Origin of the sequence: Bradyrhizobium sp. (assembly GCF_016213215.1) — a bacterium.
Lineage (GTDB): Bacteria > Pseudomonadota > Alphaproteobacteria > Rhizobiales > Xanthobacteraceae > Bradyrhizobium.
In genome coordinates this window covers 1-2724 of the sequence record NZ_JACRAW010000140.1, presented here as the reverse complement: position 1 = coordinate 2724, position 2724 = coordinate 1, and the positions used below count along the sequence as shown (strand labels likewise).

General features: G+C 63.6%; 1 protein-coding gene and 1 pseudogene. Both read left to right on the top strand.

Annotation, left to right across the window (positions count from 1 at the left end; all coding sequences use genetic code 11):
• Positions 1–868: ketol-acid reductoisomerase (gene ilvC, locus HY852_RS23065; RefSeq protein WP_291607204.1), on the top strand; the 868-nt coding region annotated here is incomplete at its 5' end.
• Positions 869–1805: 937 nt separating this feature from the next.
• A pseudogene (locus HY852_RS23060) lies at positions 1806–2724 on the top strand (LTA synthase family protein); the annotation flags it as partial.

The window sequence follows — 2724 nt, the reverse complement described above, 5'->3', positions numbered from 1 at the left end:
GGCCTCGGCCAAGAAGGCGGAAAACGCCGGCTTCAAGGTGCTGGAAGTCGCCGAAGCCGCCAAATGGGCCGACCTCGTCATGATGCTGACCCCGGACGAGCTGCAGGGCGACATCTACCGCGAGCACCTGCACGACAACATGAAGAAGGGCGCCGCGCTCGTGTTCGCCCACGGCCTCAACGTCCACTTCAACCTGCTTGACCCGCGCGCCGACCTCGACGTGCTGATGATCGCGCCGAAGGGGCCCGGCCACACCGTGCGCTCGGAGTATCAGCGTGGCGGCGGCGTGCCCTGCCTGATCGCGATCGCCAAGGACGTCTCGGGCAACGCCCATGACCTCGGCCTGTCCTACGCCTCCGCGATCGGCGGCGGCCGGGCCGGCATCATCGAGACCACATTCAAGGAAGAGTGCGAGACCGACCTGTTCGGCGAGCAGGTGGTGCTGTGCGGCGGCCTGGTCGAGCTGATCAAGGGCGGCTACGAGACCCTCGTCGAGGCCGGCTACGCCCCCGAGATGGCCTATTTCGAGTGCCTGCACGAGGTGAAGCTGATCGTCGACCTCATCTATGAAGGCGGCATCGCCAACATGAACTACTCGATCTCCAACACCGCCGAGTATGGCGAGTACGTCACGGGCCCGCGCATCATCACCGACGAGACCAAGAAGGAGATGCGCATGGTGCTGGCCGACATCCAGGGCGGCAAGTTCACCCGCGACTGGATGCTGGAGAACAAGGTCAACCAGACCTCGTTCAAGGCGACGCGCGCCAAGCTCGCCACCCATCCGATCGAGGAAGTCGGCGCTCGCCTGCGCGACATGATGCCGTGGATCAAGAAGGGCGCGCTGGTCGACAAGAGCAAGAACTGATCGCCGCTCTGATTGCGAGATCGCGCGCGAAGCGCGATCTCGAAGAAGGCTGTCGTCGGCAAGAGGACAAGAGGAAGAGCTGATCGTGCTCTCGCCGACGCGAGGCGTAAGTCTCGGTGGGCAAACGGAAAATTAAGTCTTCACGGGCATATTCACGAGCGAGATCGCGACAAAGCGGTCTCGCTCTTTTTACGCGCTCAAGTGCTGCTGCTTCATTCAAATTCTTGGTTCCATGCAGCGCCGCCTTAACACGAAGAAATGACGCTTAAAGCACATTCTTCGTTTGAAGCACTTCAAGTCGCAACTCCACCATCGAAAAGTTGAGCGTCCTCAGAGTCAAAGACTCTGTTTCTCGTCCACGATCTCAGTGGATGAATTGCCGTGAAAAGCGGCCGCGCCGCTTGCATGGCGGAGAGCCGACCGCTCAAGCCGATTGTTGAGCGACCTCGCCTCGAAGCTGATGCATTGCGCTTTGCGGTTTCGTGATCGCCAGAATCGCAAGCGGGCCGATGCAGCGCGACAGGGGACATGATCGACGGAGCGACGGAGGCGCCGCGATCGGCAGCGACATGGGCTGTATGTCGGCGCCCCGCCAAGTTGCCAGCTCAGGACCACCCGCATGATCGCGGCTTGCCCGGATGAGCCTCGACGGTCACTTTCCCCAGCGCCGGGGCCGAGATCGGCGGGTGGTTCGGCTGCGCTCCGACCTTTGTCATCGCCGGACTTGCCAAGCCCTCGCAGGCCGCCTGCCTCGCGAAGCCGGTGCTGGACACCGTGTCGCAGCCAGACGATGCAAAGGCCGATGGCTGCTTTGTTGCGCACGCATGACGGTTCCACTACAGTTTTTTGACACGGCGCAAGCTCCGGTGGCGTCGTGTAGCTGGCCGTGTTCGGCCGAGGCTTGGCATGCACGCCGGAAGTAAGTTGCCGGTCGTAAATGGCCTCCGCGCCGAATCCTGGTCCAACCGCTAGTACCGCCGCCGTTGCGGGGATCGCCTCGATTGGCCTGTGGCGCCTGCTGGCGGTCGCCGCCCCTCATCTGGCCGCGATCGGCCTGATGATTCAGACCGAGACCGACTTCGGCTCGCGGCTCGGCTTCGCCCTCGGCTGGGGCGTGCTGAACTCTTTCTGGATCGCGCTCCTGCGGCGGCCCGCTCTGTCGGGCGCGCTGTCGCTGGCCATGGTCATGGTGCTGGTGCTGCTGTCCCGGCTCAAGCACGACATCGTCCAGATGACGGCGAACTTCGTCGACCTGATGATGATCGACCGCGATACGGCCGCCTTCCTGTTCACGATCTTTCCCAACCTGCGCTGGTCGGTCATCGGAGCGGGGCTGGTCACCCTCCCGCTGATGTACGCGCTGTGGTGGCTGGACCCGTTTCGCATCCGCCGCCTGCCGGCGCTCGCCTGCAAGCTCGCCTGCCTTTCGGCCCTTGTCGGCTACTCCCTGACCTGGCCGGACGAAGCCTGGCGCGGCTATTACGACGACGGCTACTTTTCCAAGTTCGCCCGCTCCGGCGTGACCGCCGTCTCCGACTTCATCCAACACGGCTTCATGGAATCGGCCGCCGAGACCACGGAGCACCTTAACCTGCCGCTGCTCGATTCCTGCCATCCGGCGGGACGGCGGCCCAACATCATCCTGATCCACGACGAATCCAGCTTCGACATCCGCTCCGCCAAGGACATCAAGGTGCCGCCGGGCTACGGCAGCCACTTCAAGTCCTTCGACGGCAGGCAGCGGACCTTCCTCGCCGAAAGCAATGGCGGGCCGAGCTGGTTCACCGAGTACAACGTGCTGGCGGGCCTGTCGTCGCGCTCGTTCGGCCGCTTCGCCTATTTCGTGACCCGCATCG